Below are 14,339 nucleotides of genomic sequence, written 5' to 3' on the forward strand. Positions count from 1 at the left end.
CGTCAAAGGCCGATCACGACGTCGAGGGGCTCACCGGCGCGCACTCGCACCGGAGGCCCGTCGCTGCGCCATCGCGCACCGGACGGGAAGACGATGGTCCCGAGGACCAGTTCGCCCTCCGCCACGCTCACGGTGATCCGGTCTCCGTCCACCTCTACCTCTCCCCATCCGAATCCATCGGTCCACACCTGGCGGAACCGCTCCGCCCTCCGTGCGAGGTGGAGCGTGGCCGTGACGGCATCCATCCGCAGCCCCTGCCAGGCGAGCATCGTGCCCCAGCTCGCCATCGATCTGGCGTAGTGCCGCCCCGCCTCCATCTCGTCGAACGGGTTGCGACGACGCCCGTCGAACCTCGCCCGTACATCTCGCACTACCTGCAGCCCCTGCTCGTCCGCCCCGGATTGGATCAGTGCCGTCGCTGCGGCGTACTCGAACCCCGTCATCGCCTCGGAACAGTAGGGGAACGGGATCGCCGGACGATCACCGCGCGGATAGCTGCACACGATCAGACTGGGCTCATCGCCGACCGCGAAGCTGCGCATGTGGTTCAGGGTGCGATCGGCGCGCTCCCGACGGTTGTGGCGGTACACCGCGAACGCGGCCGTCCGCACGTTCTGCCGGGCGAGTTGCCCTCCGATCCCCGCGAGCTCCGCGGCCGTGTCGCCCACTAGCTGATCGACGAGGCATCCGGGTCCGAGCTGCGACACCGGATTCCGCCCGATCGCATCGGTCTCCGTCACACGCCGGAGCCCGTCCGCGACGAACTGCCCCTCGCGAAGCGGTCGCACGTGCTGCTGGTAATACTCACCGTTGAAGATCGTGCTCTCTGTGAGCAGGCGCCCCGAGGCCAGGATCCCGGCGCATCGGCGTGCGAAGTCCTCATCACCCACGGTCTCGGCCATCGCGACGGATGCCGCGAGCGCTGCAAGGTACCAGCCCTGCATCTGCGGACTCGGACCGTAGAACTCGACGTCGTACGTGTTGTGCTGGACACCCTCCATGAGGCCGTCCTGGTCGGCATCCCACCCGCCGTCGATCCAGCAGAACTCCATCGCGCGCCGAGCGGCGGGGTAAAGCCGCCGCAGCCACCCCTCGTCCCCGCTCAGCCGCCAGTCGTGATAGAGGCGTACGACGGCACCCATCTGACCGTCAGCCGCGGCGTACGGCCATTCCCGCGCATGCGTCTCGAGCGGCAGACCGATCCGGAAGCTCATCTTGCCGCCCTCGTCCGTCGCATGGAGGAACTCGAGCTCACGCATGCTGCGCGCGAGCTCGCCGAACAGATGAGAGGTGGCGTACTCGTAGTGCCAGACGTGGGTGCAGTTGCCGTGACAGCTCCCCTCCGTCGACCCGCAGCCCTCCCAGCCGAAGAAGTGGCCGTCGGCCGTACGGAACACCGTCTGCGACCGCAGCACCGATACGGCCGAGAGCGCGGCCTCTCTCAACTCGTCCGGCGCATCCTGAGTCGTGAAGGCCTGCACGAAGGCGACGGTCCGCCGCTCCAGGTCGGGGAGCTGCGGCACCGTACGGGTGAGCACGTCGAGCGCATCCGTGAAGCCTCGCGTGTAGTGGTTCTCGAGAAACACGTCGTCCTCGTAGCTCCAGTCGTCGCCGAACTCCTGGGGAATCCACTTCCACGCGCGACGACGGGGAAGATGCCACGCCAGGACGAAGACGATGTCGGCATGAGCACCAGCCGGGACGGTGGTCGTGGTCGCCAAGCTGCCAACCGACGAGCCTGGCCGTTCCGGATCGGTGAGAGCGTCGTCTTCGAGGTCGTCCCAGTAGTCGAGGAGCGCGTCACCGAAGTGGTGTTCGGGCCAGGAGCGGCGCCAGGACACCGACGCCCCTCCGAACACCCCGAGAGCGAAGGTTCCTTGTTCCTGCACCCGACCGCCCTCGGCGCGGAACCGCAGCGCCGTGAACGCGTCCGATGAGTGCACGTCGATCGTCCGCTTCGACGCCTCGTCGCCGAGCGGGTGCGCGATCGAGGCGCTGAGCGTCACCTCGACCTCGTCAGCACTCGTGTTCTCGACGCGGTACCGCAGCATCGCGAGAGGCAGGGAACTCGCCTCGACGTCGCCGGGGATCATCGGATTGAAGGCGCGCAGCGTGACCGCGACAGGGACATCGTCATCGCGCAGGGTGAGGCTGGCGAGAGGATAGGCCGCCGCGAACTCCGCCTCGCGGAATCGCGGCAGACCGTGGTTCATGATGCGAGCACCGAATGGCCCGTCGACGTCCGCATCATCGAGCGGCCCCTCGAGTGCGGTGATCGTCGTGCCCGTCGGACCGCTCACGCGCGCCACGACATGCGCGATCCGCGGGGCGGCACCCGTGGCCGGATGGTCGCCGATCTCCCAGTCAGTCAGCCGACCGTTGCCGCCGAGGCCGATCGTTCCGGTACCGATGCCGCCGAGGGGCATCACCACTCGGCGCAACGCGTCTCCGGAATACCGGCGCTGCGCGGGCCAGGCAACCTCGTGGGTCATCATCGGTGCGGATACCGCATAACTCTTCATCGAGTCCTTCTCATCGCCGGGTTCAGCTGTTGTTAAACGATTAGCACCAGGCTATCGTCGCGGTCTTCACGCGTGCAACACTCTCTTACAACGACGCCCCGAGAGCCAGGCCGAGCCCCGCCGCGAGCAGGCCGAGGAGCAGCATCCCGACCGCGTTGAACGCCGACGCCGGGCGCTCGCCGTCACGCCACAGAGCTACCGTGTCGAGCATCGCCGTGCTGAAGGTCGTGTAGCCGCCGAGCAATCCCGCCCCCAGCAGGAAGGCGGCATCCGGCAACGCGGTCGTCACGATTCCGAGCGCGAACGAGCCCGTGAGGTTCACGAGCAGGATCCCCCAGGGGAAGCGGCGGCCTGCGAAGCGGGCGACCCCGAGATCGACGAGGTATCGCAGCGCCGCACCGAGCCCGCCGGCGAGCGCGGCACCGAGGAACAGCAGCGGGCTCACGATGCTCCTCCGGTCCGGGGTCGACCGAGACGCAGCCCCAGAGCCGCGGCACCGAGTCCGAGCACGAGGCTTCCGGCGGCATAGGCGGCGGCGAGCAGCGGCGCGTCCGCCCACAGCGCGAGCGTGCCGGTCATGAACGCGCTGTAGGTCGTGAAGCCACCGAGCACCCCGGTGCCGAGCATCAGCCGCAACTCCGCGGTGGCGGGAAGGCGCGCGGCCAGCACCCCGATCAGCAGCGCGCCGAGGAGATTCGCCACGAGCACCGCGAGCGGGAGCCCTCCGGCATCAGGGAGCGCGAGTCCCAGGCCGAGCCTGGCAGCCGTGCCGATCGTGCCGCCGACGGCGACGAGGAGGATACGGCGGAGGCTCACGTCCGCCACTGTAGTCGCCGACTGGCAGTGCGCCGTGCGGATGTCAAGGCAGTGGATACCTGGTGGCGAACGGCGTTGACTGACGACATGAATCCCCTGTGGAAGCACGACCGGCCCCTGCCCGGCGGATCGCCGTTCGAACCGGGCGCCCACCACGACGTCGTCATCGTCGGAGCCGGCATCACCGGCCTCTCGACCGCGGTGATGCTCACGAGGGCAGGTCTCGACGTGGCCGTGATCGATGCGGGCGGCATCGCCGAACTCGCGACGGGCGCGAACACGGGCAAGCTGTCGCTCCTGCAGGGCGGGCAGCTCGCGAAGATCCGCAGTCACCACCCGGCATCGCTCGTGAGGGCATACGTCGATGCCAACCGCTCGGGGATGGAGTGGCTGCTCGCGTTCGCCGAGCTCGCGGGGGTTCCGTTCACCCGCCACACCGACCACTCCTACGCCCAGGGCCCTGAGGGACTCCGCGCCGTGGAGGACCAGCACGCCGCCGCGCGCGAGGCCGGTCTGCCGGCGAGGATGCTGTCGCCCACCGCGCCCGCGTCGACTCCGTTCCCGGTGGCGGCGGCCGTCGCCCTCGATGACCAGGTCGCGATCGATCCGGTCGCCGTCACCGTCGCACTGGCCGACGAGCTGCTCACTGCGGGAGGCACGTTGCACACCGGAGTCAGGGCGACGGAGAGCCATGCACTCGCCGGTCGCGTTGACACCACGTCCGGCCCGCTCTTCGCCGACCACATCGTGCTCGCGACGGGCACTCCGATCACAGACCGCGGACTCTACTTCGCCAAGACCCGGGGACTGCGGTCGTACTGCGTGTCGTTCCGGGTGCCGGGAGACGTTCCAGAAGGCACGTTCCTCTCGGTCGACGGCCCGACGCGCTCCCTCCGACCCGTGACCGACGCAGACGGCCCCGGTGGTGACGCGCAGCTCGTGGTCGGCGGGAACGGCCACCCGGTCGGCAGGTCCGACAGCGAGACGGCCGCGGTCGAAGACCTCATCGCCTGGACGCAGCTGCACTTCCCCGGCGCCGAGGAGACGCATCGGTGGTCGGCGCAGGACTACGAATCGCACGACCTCATCCCGTTCGTCGGCGCGATGCCCCGGGGCCTCGGTCGCATCCGCTTCGCGACGGGCTACGGCAAGTGGGGACTGTCGAACGCGCCGGCGGCCGCGCAGCGCCTCACCTCCGAGATCCTCGGCACTCCCCGACGGGACCGCCCGACCTGGATCACCACGATCGGCACGCGCCTGACGGTTCCCGCCGACCTTGCGCGCGGGGCGGTGGAGGGCGGCAAAGTCGCGACTGCGCTCGCTTCCGGATGGGTGGACGCAGAGCGCCGCGGCACGCCGGTTCCGCAGCCCGCCGAGGGAGAAGGCGTGGTGGCGAACCGGGCAGGACGACCGGTTGCGATCTCGACAGTGGGCGGCGTCACCCGCGCGGTGAGTGCGGTGTGCACACATCTGGGCGGAGTGCTCACCTGGAACGACGCGGAGTGCTCGTGGGACTGCCCGCTGCACGCCTCGCGCTTCGAGCCGGACGGCACGCGCATCGAGGGCCCGGCGCTTCGGGACCTCACTCCCCTTTCGCCGGCGGACCCGGAGTGATGTCGCCCTGGGGCGGACCGGCATCCCACCCCGACTGCGGCGTCTCACCGTTCTCGCGGAACACGTACTGCGAGACGAGCTTGCGCTGACTGCTCGACCAGTCGATCGCGGGACGACGCTGCTCCGGCGGCAGGTAGCCCAGCCGGTAGACGGCCATGAGCTCGAGGTCGTCTGGCACGCGCAGCAGCTGCACGATCTCGTCCCAGCGACCCGGCACCTCCATCGGGAACGAGATGAACTGGATGCCCATGCCGAGTTCGACCGTGGTGAGCCAGACGTTCTCCATCGCCGCGCCCATGCTGAACAACGAGTAGAACGATGAGAGCTGCCCCGGCCGATACTCGCTGCGATCGAGCATCACACCCAGCAGGAGCGGCGACCCCGCGACGAGCTTCCGGTTCTCGCCACCCAGGGTCTTCGGCACTCCGAAGGTGTTCATGAGCGTCTGCCCGCGCTTGGTGAACACCTGGCTCGTGAACGGGCGGAGCGCCGCGGGCAGCTTGTCGAACAGCATCCCGCTGCGCTTCTCGTCCATCTCGGCCTGACTGAAGCGGAAATACGGCTTGTAACGCTCGAAGAAGGTGCCGTTCGACATCGCCTCCGTCATGCTCTCGCCCGAGATGCGGGCGATCTGCTCGATCGTGTCGCGGCTCTCGATCACGACGAACCGCCAGGGCTGACTGTTCAGCTGCGACGGCGCGCGCCCTGCGGCCTCGAGGAGGATGCGCTGATGATCCTCCGAGACGGGGTCGGGCAGGAAGGCACCGTTGGTGGTCTTGCGGCGGCGGATGGCGTCGAGCAGTTCCATGCGTTTCACTTCCGGTCGGCAGCGGATCGCGAGAGCACCAGCCCCACGACGATGAAGGGGGCTGCGGCGAGCGCGACCAGCGGATGCCGCCGGCTGTGGGTGCCGAGGTAGGGGATCGCGGCGAGCGGTGCGGCGGCGGGGAGCAGTGCCCCGGCGGCGCGACGGCCGGCGGTGCGCGGCCCTCGCGACCAGCCCGCCACGACGGCGAAGGCCGAGGTCGCGCACGTCGCGATGTACAGCGCGTGGTGCAGCCAGCGGAAACGGCTGGTGTCGATCAGGCGCGCGGCGACCGATGCACCGAGTGCGCAGTTCACGGCATAGGCAGTGGCCGCAGCGGCGAACAGCGCAGTCGCTCCCGTGTCGTCGCGCCGTCTCATGGCATGACCCTACGCCCGCCACCTCGGACGAGGACTCCCCTTGCAGGCGAACGCGTCGGTCGGGTAAGACCCAGCCCACCGACGCGAACGGCCCCTTCGGGTGCGAGAGTCACACTCGAAGGGGCCGTCAGAACGCGAGTCGAGCTACAGGTTGCCCTCCGCGTAGACGCGAAGCGCGTCGCGGACGAACTCCGCACCGTGCGTGCCGCCGGACGACGTCGCGTAGTTCGCGCCGAAGCGCGGATCCGCGACGTACATCTCGCCGAGACCGATGACGTACGCCTTGACGTCGCCACCGGGGACAGCTGCGGGAGTGCCGGGGATGCCCGTGAGCCACTCGACGTGACGTCGCGCGATCTCCTGGGCCTCGGTGGAAGCCGGGTCGATGCCGCTCTCCGCGGCGGCGATCCAGTCGCGCCCGAGATCGGACACGCGCTGCTGCCATTCGGCGCGCTGAGCATCGGTCATCCCGCGCCACCAGCTGTCGCTGTCGGCGTAGGCCTTCTTTCCCCAGCGTTCCTCGACCTCCTCCTTGTGTGTGGTGTGGTCGAAGCCGTCGAACATGTTCTCTGCCATGAGGTTCTCACCTCCTCTCAATGCCGTGATGGTGGATTCGACCGACGCGATCTGACGCGCCAGCCTGGTCTGCTCCTCGCGCAGCAGCGCGAGATGGGTTTCGAGCGCCGATGCCTCGCTCACGGCGGCATCGCGGTCGCGAGATGAACCCAGCACGCCGGCGATCTGCGGCAGCCCGAGCCCGAGCTCCCTCAGCAGCAGGATGCGCTGCAGGCGCACGAGCGCCTGCCCGTCGTAGTGCCGGTAGCCGTTGCTCGCGATGCGTGACGGCGGCAGCAGACCGATGTCGTCGTAGTGCCGCAGCGTGCGGCTCGTCGTGCCGGCGAGGCGGGCGATCTCCTGGATCGACCAGTCACTCGTCTCCATCGCTCCTCCTTCTCGTCGTGGTCGTGCGGTGATGTCTTGAACTCTAGAAGTTGACGTTGCGTCAAGGTCAAGAACTCTCAGCGAACGCTCACCCTGAACTCTTGACAGCATCGAGATATATCGTGTTATCGTTGCAACACACGATATATCGTGATCACCGACACAGGAGAAGCACACATGACCGAGAAGTGGCTCATCGCCCCCGGCGAGGAACGCGTCATCGACATCGAATCCGTCACCCGCCTCAAGGTGGGCCTGGTCGGAGGACAGGTCGACATCATCGCCCACGACGAACCGGGCATCCGCATCGAGGTGCACGGCGTCACAGCCAAAGACCTGCGCATCGAGTCCCACGACGGCGAGGTCGAGATCGACCACCCGCAGCTCGGCTGGGACAACTTCCTCGAGGTGTTCCGCAACTTCGGCTCCGGCGGCCCCCGCGCCGAGGTGAGCGTCGCGGTCCCCCGCGCGATCGCCCTGAACCTCGGCGTCGTCAGCGCCGGGGCGCTGGTCTCCGGACTCCGCAACGACGCCCGCCTCAACACCGTGTCCGGCGACATCATCGTCGACACGCTGATCGGCGACCTGACCGTCAACTCCGTCTCGGGCGACGTGCAGGTGCGCGGCCTCACCGGCTCGATCACCGCCAACAGCGTCTCGGGCGACGTGGCTGTCACGGGCGCCGTCCGCCGCGCGACCGTCGACATCGTCTCCGGCGCCACCCTGGTGGATGCCGCAGGAGATGTGAACACCATCAACGTCAACTCGGTCTCGGGCGGCACCACCGTGCGCCTCGACGAGTCGCTCGCCGCGAACTACGTGATCCGCTCCCTGACCGGCCGACTGCTGATCGACGGCATCGAGCGCAACTCAACCGGCCCCAGCAACTACACCGGTACGACGGGAGAGCTCGCCGGACGGTTCGTCGACCTGCGCGCGAACTCCGTCTCCGGTGGAGTCACGGTCCTCCGCCGCACCCCCGCATCGATCACCGAAGACGCGGAGTGGGAAGCATGAGCCCCGCAGTCTTCTCTCACGGCGATCTGCGCCTGTACCTGCTGTCACTCCTCGCCGAGGCACCGCAGCACGGCTACGGCATCATCCAGTCGCTCACCGATCGCACGGGAGGCACGTACACACCCAGCGCCGGAACCATCTACCCGCGGCTCGCGAAGCTCGAGGAGGAGGGCCTGGTCTCCAAGACGGTCGACGGCCGCACCACGATCTATGCGATCACCGAGGCCGGTCGGGCCGAGCTCGCATCGCGCGAGGGCGACCTCGCCGGTATCGAGGCGGGGCTCACCGACTCCGTAAGACTGATCGCGAGCGAGGTCCGGCAGAGCGTGCAGGACGCGATGAAGAGCCTTCGCGCCGATCTCGCGGCAGCAGAGAAGGGCGAGCGCACCGCGGCGAAGAACCGTCCTCGCACGGCGACCGACGATTCCCGCCTCGTCAGCCGCGAAGAGATGCACCGCGCGGATGCCGTGATCAACGCCTTCCGCGCCAGGGTGCGCACCGACCTGCGCACCCACATCGCGAAGGGCGGCATCCTCACGCCGGCTGTCGTCACCGAACTCGAGACGACGCTCGACACGGCCGCCCGCGGCGTGACGGTCGCCCTGAGCACACCCGGATCGTGACCTCCCGGGAGTGATCCATAGAAGAGGCCCCGTCGGCGAACTGCCGACGGGGCCTCTTCTGCGTTCGGGGATCGGCTGCTACTGCTCCGGCCAGATCTCCTTCTGCTCGTCGGGCACAGACTCGCCCAGCGGCACGACCAGGATCGAACGATGCTGTCGGTGCGCAAGCCGCGCCGCGACCGACCCGGTGAAGAACTCCCTGATCGACTCGCCGATGCCGCGCTTGCGGGTGCCGACGACGATCAGCTGGGCATCGAGCTTGTGGGCGAGCTGCTTGATCGCCAGCGCCGGATCCCCGACGAGCTGACGCGCGGTCCACGTGACGTCGGTCCCGGCCAGCATCTTCGCCGCAGCGGCCTCGACGGCCTCGAACTCCGCAGCGCCGGCATCGAAGTTGATGTCGATCGGAGCCGAATGCACGTAGCCGTCCGGGTCTTCGTACGTCACGAAACGAGTGACATCGACATGGGCCACCACGAGCGGCGCACTCAGCAGTCGCGCATAGCGCACAGCCTCGTCGATCACGTGTCGATCCTGGTCCAACTGCATGCCGACGATGACGGCCTTCTGCAGCGCCGCGTTCTGTGCGGCCTCATCGGACGGAGTGGAGGTGTTCTCGGTCATGAAGATCGTTCCCTTCACCAGCCTGGCATCAGCCAGAGGGTCTTACCCGCGTGCTATTCTGAATGCTACTCTTACCGGCTTCTCGCCGGTGTCGTGAATGCCTCGGGTCTCACAGCCCGCAGCTTAACTCGTGAGGGGGTCTCGCGCATGGGCCGTGGCCGTCAGAAGGCGAAACACACCAAGATCGCCCGCGAACTCAAGGCGTACAGTCCGTCGGTGAACTACTCAGCGCTCGAGCGCGAGCTGGGTCACCCGACCGACGAAGACGCCTATGTCGACAAATGGGCCGACGAGTACGAGGACGAAGACGAAGACGAGCTAGAGAAGGCCTGACCGCCTGACCTGCTTCGTGACACCCGCACTACGTGCGGGTGTTTCGTCGTGCCCGGATGAGGATCCCCGTCCGGGACGCCGGATCCTCATCCGTCATGAGCGAGCATCAGCAGCTGAGAGGATCTCCTCATGGCTCGTGTCGTCGCCCTCTATCGCCACCCGATCAAGGGGCTCACACCCGAGCGTCGCGATTCGCTCACGGTGCAGCCCGACGGCAGGATCGCCGGCGACCGGGTCCTGGCATTCCGATTCGCGGATGCCGTGGAGCCTGAGAACCGCGACGGCTTCGACTACTGGCCGAAGGCCAAGGGCCTCGCCCTCCAGGACTTCCCCGCGCTCGCTGCACTGCACACGAGCTACGACGACCAGGCGCGGCGGATCCGCATCGAACATGCCGGTGCTGTACTCGTGGAAGCGGTGCTCGACGCCGGCGGGCGCGACGAGCTGACGGAAGCCGTCACCGAGTTCGTCCTCACAACCCCCGAAGGACGACGTCTTCGGCGTCCCGGCCGGCTTCCCCTCGTGCTCGTCGGCGACGGGGAGACCGCCCGATTCCAGGATCGTTCCCGCGGATACGTCTCGGTGCACGGCCGAGGCAGCGTGCGCGCGTTGGGGGAAGCCCTCGGGATGAACATCGATGACCGGCGATTCCGCTCCAACGTCGTGGTCGACGGCGTGGCCCCCTGGAACGAACTCGCCTGGACCGGCGACGTGCGCATCGGCGAGCTGGAGTTCCGAACAGCCGGCCCCATCGTGCGATGTCTCGCGACCCACGCGAACCCCGACACCGGCGTCAGGGACGCGAAGGTGCTCACGACTCTCACCGGAGCTCTCGCGCAGCAGGAGCCGACTCTCGGACGCCTCCTGCTCCCCGGCTGGGCGTCGGCAGATGGCAGCGGCCGACAGCACGGCGGCACGATTCGTGTCGACGACGAAGTCCACGCACACTGACCACGCCCTCCCACCGCGGACATCGCAATGTCAGCGCTCCCTTTGCCTGCCGCCGATGCGGCTGAGCCGTCGTATCCTCAGGCTTGTGAGCGCAAACATTTTCTGATTTGATGTGGATGTGATCGACGATGCTTCGGCGTCTCATCCCCCGCACAGGACGATCCGCAGGAACATGACCTCAAAGAGGAGAACAGCATGGCAATCACCCCTCGCTTCACCCGTACCGCCGCAATCGTCGCGGTCGGCGCAGTGTCGGCCTTCGGCCTCGCGGCCTGCTCATCCGGTGACTCCGGTGACAGCGGAGCCAGCGGCGAACCCATCACGATCGAGTACCTGCACCGTCTCCCCGACGGCGAGGGCATGACCCCGGCCTCCGAGATCGTCGATCGCTGGAACGCGGAGCACCCCGACATCCAGGTGAAGGCGACGAAGTTCGACGGCAAGTCGAGCGACATGATCCTCAAGCTCGAGACCGACGTGAAGGCCGGCAACGGACCCTGCCTCGCGCAGACGGGCTACTCCGAGGTCCCCCAGCTGTTCGTCAAGGGGCTGCTGCAGGATGTCGCGGACGAGGCCAAGAAGTACGAGGACGACTTCTCGGCCGGAGCCTTCAGTGGCATGAAGGTCGGCGACGCGATCGTGGGCCTCCCGCAGGACACCGGCCCCCTCGTGTACTTCTACAACGAGGCCGAGTTCCAGGCGCTGGGCCTGGATGTGCCGAAGACGCTCGATGACCTCACGGCCGACTCCGCCGCTGCAGCCGCCGCCGGCAAGTACGTGACCGCCTTCACGCCCGACGAGGCGCAGAACTGGCTCTCCGCCCAGTCCGCGGCTGCGGGTGACACCTGGTTCACCACCGAGGGCGACGAGTGGAAGGTCGACGCCGAGGGCGCAGGCTCCGAACGGGTCGCCGGGTTCTGGCAGGGCCTCCTCGACAACAAGCAGACTCTCGCGACCGAGCGCTGGGGTGAGGGCTTCACCGCCGCACTCAACGACGGCAGCCTCATCGGCCACGTCGGTGCCGCATGGGAGGCCGGATTCCTCCTCGACTCACTCGACGGCACTCCGGCCGAGGGACAGTGGCGCGTCGCCCAGCTCCCCGATCTCGGTGCCGGTGCCATGAGCGGCCCCGACGGCGGCTCCGGCGTCTCGGTGATGAAGGACTGCAAGTACCCCGCCGAGGCGATGGAGTTCAACGACTGGTTCAACACGCAGGTCGACGACCTCGCCTCACAGGGCCTCGTCGTCGCCGCCAAGGGCGACGTGGAGACCCCCGAGAAGATGCTCCGCCAGTTCGGCGGACAGGATGTGCTCGCCGAGCTCGGCACGGCGACCGAGAACCTGAACCCGGACTTCCCCTACGCACCGGGCTTCTCGACGCTGTCGAAGATGAATGAGACCGCCGCAGGCGCCGTCGCCGGTACCGCAACGGTCGCCGACATCTTCACCACCGCACAGGACACCGCAGTGGCCTCTCTGAAGGACCTCGGCCTCCCGGTCGCAGAGTGAGTCGACGAGAAGGCATCATCGGATGATCGACGGCGGAGTGCACGCGCGATCGTGCACTCCGCCGTCGTCTTGATACATCGAGAGGCGACACCATGGTCACAGCGACCGAAACGCGGGGTGCGGTGCCGGCACCGGCACCGCGCATCCCGGCGGATCCCACCCGGAGGCGCCGGTTCGGCACGCGACATGAGGGCCTCACGGGCTGGCTCTTCATGGCGCCGTTCGCCGTGCTGTTCATCGTGGTCTTCCTCGTGCCGATCATCGTGTCGGTGCGGTCCTCGTTCTTCGCGCAGGTTCCTGCAGGCGACGGCCTCTACGGCGGAGGCGAGCTCGTCGACACGTTCGTCGGTCTCGAGAACTTCGTCATGGCCGCTACCAACGGAGCCTTCTGGACCGGGATGGGACGCGTCGTCCTCTACGCCGCGTTGCAGATCCCGGTGATGATCGTCGTCGCCCTCGGACTCGCCCTGCTGCTGGACTCGTTCATCGTGCGCCGCCCGACGCTCTTCCGGCTCTCCTTCTTCCTCCCCTACGCGGTCCCCGGCATCATCGCGGCCATGATGTGGCTCTACCTCTACACGCCGGAGGTGTCGCCCTTCCTGCCGTTCCTCCCCGAGGGCACCGACTTCATGGCGCCGGGGACGATCCTCTTCTCGATGGCGAACATGACCACCTGGACCTACACGGGCTACAACATGCTCATCTTCCTCTCGGCGCTGCAGGCCGTGCCCCGCGACCTGTACGAGGCCGCCCGCCTCGACGGAGCATCCGGCTTCCAGATCTCGATGCGCATCAAGGTGCCCCTGGTGCGGGGTGCGGCTCTCCTCGCCGTGCTGCTCTCGATCATCGGCACCATCCAGCTGTTCAACGAGCCGGTGGTCCTGCAGGCCGCGAACTCCTGGATGGGCAAGGACTTCACTCCGATGATGCTCACCTACAACACGATGATGGGCGAGATCTCGCCGTCCGGCAGCGGCCCGGCATCCGCTTACTCCCTGCTCATGGCTCTGATCGCCGGAGTGCTCGCGATCGTTTACGCGCTGCTGCAGCGACGAAAGGGCGACGCATGACCACCACGCGCCTCATCACCACCGAGTCGTCCACGCGTCGACGCCCCCGTCGTCCGCGCGATGCGGATGCTCCGCCGCCCTCCATCGCACCGAGCCCGCTCACGCGCGTGTTCGGCATCATCGCACTGGTCGTGGCGACGCTCTACTTCCTCGTGCCGGTGTACTGGTTGATCGTCGCATCGACGAAGAACAACACCGACCTCACGTCGACCTTCGGCTTCTGGTTCGCCGACTGGAACCTCGACACCAACTACGACAGCCTGATGAACTGGACCCAGGGGCTGTTCTGGCGGTGGGTCGGAAACTCGATGCTGTACTCCGTGAGTGCAGGTGTCATCGGCACTCTGTTCGCCGTGATGGCCGGCTACGCGATCGCGAAGTTCGCGTTCCCCGGCAAGAAGATCGCGGTCGGGGTGATCATGGCAGGGCTCCTGCTCCCCGTGGCCCTGCTGACGGTGCCGCTGTACATCGAGTTCCAGGCCCTCGGGCTGACGAACACGATGTGGGCGATCATCATCCCCTCGGCCGTGTCTCCGTTCGGCGTCTTCCTCGGCATGGTCTACGCCCAGTCGTCTGTGCCGACCGAGCTGTTGGAGGCCGCCCGCATCGACGGCGCCGGCGAGGCACGCATCTTCTTCACGATCGTGATGCGTCTGCTCGGCCCCGCGATGGTGACGATCTTCCTGTTCATCTTCGTGGCGACGTGGAACAACTTCCTGCTGCCGCTCATGATGATCTCGAGTCAGGATCTGAAGCCCGTGACCCTCGGCCTCTATGGCATGGTCAGCTACTTCGCCCCGGACAAGGGCGCGGTCATGCTCGGCGCCCTGCTCGGAGTCATCCCGCTCGTGCTGCTGTTCTTCGCCCTGCAGAAGTACTGGCGATCCGGCCTCGCCGCCGGCGCCGTGAAGGGCTGATCCCGTCGCCACCCGCCCGGCACCCCGCCCGGCACCCCGTCCGGCACCCCGTCCGCCCTCGGCACTGCGCCGAGGGCGGACTTCTGCGTGCACTCGGCGGACCACGGGGAGGTTCGCGAGTGCACGGCTTGTCGTCGAGTGCACGGGATGCGTGCGCCGGAGAAGGCGTGCACTCGGCGACAAGCCGTGCATTCGGCGACGTGGTGGGTGGGAGTG

Annotated in this window: 15 protein-coding genes; 8 read left to right on the forward strand and 7 right to left on the reverse strand. The window is 67.8% G+C overall.

Translation table 11 applies throughout. The features are described 5' to 3' along the window. Positions 1-2 precede the first annotated feature (2 nt). The 3 genes from CQ040_RS17965 to CQ040_RS17975 form a co-directional block, all read right to left on the reverse strand. Positions 3-2,522, reverse strand: coding sequence for a GH116 family glycosyl-hydrolase (locus CQ040_RS17965; protein WP_105527526.1), 2,520 nt, complete (start codon positions 2,520-2,522; stop codon positions 3-5). Between the two features lie 85 nt (positions 2,523-2,607). Continuing rightward, positions 2,608-2,967 (reverse strand): CrcB family protein, encoded by a 360-nt coding sequence (locus CQ040_RS17970; protein ID WP_105527527.1) that lies wholly within the window; start codon positions 2,965-2,967, stop codon positions 2,608-2,610. Beyond that, entirely contained in the window at positions 2,964-3,338 is a 375-nt protein-coding gene (locus CQ040_RS17975) for a CrcB family protein (RefSeq protein ID WP_258131555.1), read from the reverse strand. The genes CQ040_RS17970 and CQ040_RS17975 overlap by 4 nt, the downstream gene beginning before the upstream one ends. Positions 3,339-3,425: 87 nt before the next feature. Here CQ040_RS17975 and CQ040_RS17980 point away from each other — a divergent pair, with 87 nt between their 5' ends. Beyond that, on the forward strand, positions 3,426-4,952 hold the full coding sequence (locus CQ040_RS17980; protein ID WP_105527529.1) for an FAD-dependent oxidoreductase: 1,527 nt from the start codon (positions 3,426-3,428) through the stop codon (positions 4,950-4,952). Here the strand turns inward: CQ040_RS17980 and CQ040_RS17985 are convergent. From CQ040_RS17985 to CQ040_RS17995, 3 genes are all read right to left on the reverse strand, one after another. Next, entirely contained in the window at positions 4,921-5,760 is an 840-nt protein-coding gene (locus tag CQ040_RS17985) for a nitroreductase family protein (RefSeq protein ID WP_105527530.1), read from the reverse strand. The two genes, CQ040_RS17980 and CQ040_RS17985, sit on opposite strands and share 32 nt — an antisense overlap. 5 nt (positions 5,761-5,765) lie before the next feature. Further along, positions 5,766-6,137, reverse strand: coding sequence for a hypothetical protein (locus tag CQ040_RS17990; RefSeq protein WP_105527531.1), 372 nt, complete (start codon positions 6,135-6,137; stop codon positions 5,766-5,768). A 144-nt stretch (positions 6,138-6,281) separates the two neighbouring features. Further along, on the reverse strand, positions 6,282-7,079 hold the full coding sequence (locus tag CQ040_RS17995; protein WP_105527532.1) for a MerR family transcriptional regulator: 798 nt from the start codon (positions 7,077-7,079) through the stop codon (positions 6,282-6,284). 177 nt (positions 7,080-7,256) lie between these two features. On the opposite strand from CQ040_RS17995, the gene CQ040_RS18000 reads away from it, so the two are divergent. Continuing rightward, positions 7,257-8,096: a DUF4097 family beta strand repeat-containing protein gene (locus tag CQ040_RS18000; protein WP_028503152.1), complete on the forward strand. Its 840-nt coding sequence runs from the start codon at positions 7,257-7,259 to the stop codon at positions 8,094-8,096. After that, a complete protein-coding gene (locus tag CQ040_RS18005; protein ID WP_105527533.1) occupies positions 8,093-8,719 on the forward strand; it encodes a PadR family transcriptional regulator in 627 nt (208 codons plus the stop codon). Before CQ040_RS18000 ends, CQ040_RS18005 begins: the two co-directional genes overlap by 4 nt. Positions 8,720-8,797: 78 nt before the next feature. Here CQ040_RS18005 and CQ040_RS18010 read toward each other — a convergent pair whose 3' ends face one another. Beyond that, positions 8,798-9,343 (reverse strand): universal stress protein, encoded by a 546-nt coding sequence (locus CQ040_RS18010; protein ID WP_028503150.1) that lies wholly within the window; start codon positions 9,341-9,343, stop codon positions 8,798-8,800. 147 nt (positions 9,344-9,490) lie between these two features. On the opposite strand from CQ040_RS18010, the gene CQ040_RS18015 reads away from it, so the two are divergent. From CQ040_RS18015 to CQ040_RS18035, 5 genes are all read left to right on the forward strand, one after another. Beyond that, complete coding sequence (locus CQ040_RS18015) at positions 9,491-9,676, forward strand: DUF3073 domain-containing protein (RefSeq protein ID WP_028503149.1); 186 nt, start codon at positions 9,491-9,493, stop codon at positions 9,674-9,676. A 129-nt stretch (positions 9,677-9,805) separates the two neighbouring features. After that, positions 9,806-10,627, forward strand: a complete 822-nt coding sequence (locus tag CQ040_RS18020; RefSeq protein ID WP_105527534.1) for an MOSC domain-containing protein — start codon at positions 9,806-9,808, stop codon at positions 10,625-10,627. A 195-nt stretch (positions 10,628-10,822) separates the two neighbouring features. Next, a complete protein-coding gene (locus tag CQ040_RS18025; protein WP_105527535.1) occupies positions 10,823-12,136 on the forward strand; it encodes an ABC transporter substrate-binding protein in 1,314 nt (437 codons plus the stop codon). Positions 12,137-12,228: 92 nt separating this feature from the next. Beyond that, complete coding sequence (locus CQ040_RS18030; protein ID WP_258131552.1) at positions 12,229-13,206, forward strand: carbohydrate ABC transporter permease; 978 nt, start codon at positions 12,229-12,231, stop codon at positions 13,204-13,206. After that, the gene (locus CQ040_RS18035; RefSeq protein ID WP_028503145.1) at positions 13,203-14,123 is read left to right on the forward strand and encodes a carbohydrate ABC transporter permease; all 921 of its coding nucleotides are present in this window, start codon (positions 13,203-13,205) and stop codon (positions 14,121-14,123) included. Before CQ040_RS18030 ends, CQ040_RS18035 begins: the two co-directional genes overlap by 4 nt. Positions 14,124-14,339: the final 216 nt, after the last annotated feature.

Origin of the sequence: Microbacterium sp. MYb54 (assembly GCF_002979515.1) — a bacterium.
GTDB lineage: Bacteria > Actinomycetota > Actinomycetes > Actinomycetales > Microbacteriaceae > Microbacterium.

What these genes read in the sequence shown, in the direction of transcription:
- CQ040_RS17965 (WP_105527526.1), bottom strand. Translation starts at nt 2,522, where the DNA reads ATGAAGAGTTATGCGGTATCCGCACCGATGATGACCCACGAGGTTGCC.
- CQ040_RS17980 (WP_105527529.1), top strand. Translation starts at nt 3,426, where the DNA reads ATGAATCCCCTGTGGAAGCACGACCGGCCCCTGCCCGGCGGATCGCCG.
- CQ040_RS17985 (WP_105527530.1), bottom strand. Translation starts at nt 5,760, where the DNA reads ATGGAACTGCTCGACGCCATCCGCCGCCGCAAGACCACCAACGGTGCC.
- CQ040_RS17990 (WP_105527531.1), bottom strand. Translation starts at nt 6,137, where the DNA reads ATGAGACGGCGCGACGACACGGGAGCGACTGCGCTGTTCGCCGCTGCG.
- CQ040_RS17995 (WP_105527532.1), bottom strand. Translation starts at nt 7,079, where the DNA reads ATGGAGACGAGTGACTGGTCGATCCAGGAGATCGCCCGCCTCGCCGGC.
- CQ040_RS18000 (WP_028503152.1), top strand. Translation starts at nt 7,257, where the DNA reads ATGACCGAGAAGTGGCTCATCGCCCCCGGCGAGGAACGCGTCATCGAC.
- CQ040_RS18005 (WP_105527533.1), top strand. Translation starts at nt 8,093, where the DNA reads ATGAGCCCCGCAGTCTTCTCTCACGGCGATCTGCGCCTGTACCTGCTG.
- CQ040_RS18010 (WP_028503150.1), bottom strand. Translation starts at nt 9,343, where the DNA reads ATGACCGAGAACACCTCCACTCCGTCCGATGAGGCCGCACAGAACGCG.
- CQ040_RS18015 (WP_028503149.1), top strand. Translation starts at nt 9,491, where the DNA reads ATGGGCCGTGGCCGTCAGAAGGCGAAACACACCAAGATCGCCCGCGAA.
- CQ040_RS18020 (WP_105527534.1), top strand. Translation starts at nt 9,806, where the DNA reads ATGGCTCGTGTCGTCGCCCTCTATCGCCACCCGATCAAGGGGCTCACA.
- CQ040_RS18025 (WP_105527535.1), top strand. Translation starts at nt 10,823, where the DNA reads ATGGCAATCACCCCTCGCTTCACCCGTACCGCCGCAATCGTCGCGGTC.
- CQ040_RS18030 (WP_258131552.1), top strand. Translation starts at nt 12,229, where the DNA reads ATGGTCACAGCGACCGAAACGCGGGGTGCGGTGCCGGCACCGGCACCG.
- CQ040_RS18035 (WP_028503145.1), top strand. Translation starts at nt 13,203, where the DNA reads ATGACCACCACGCGCCTCATCACCACCGAGTCGTCCACGCGTCGACGC.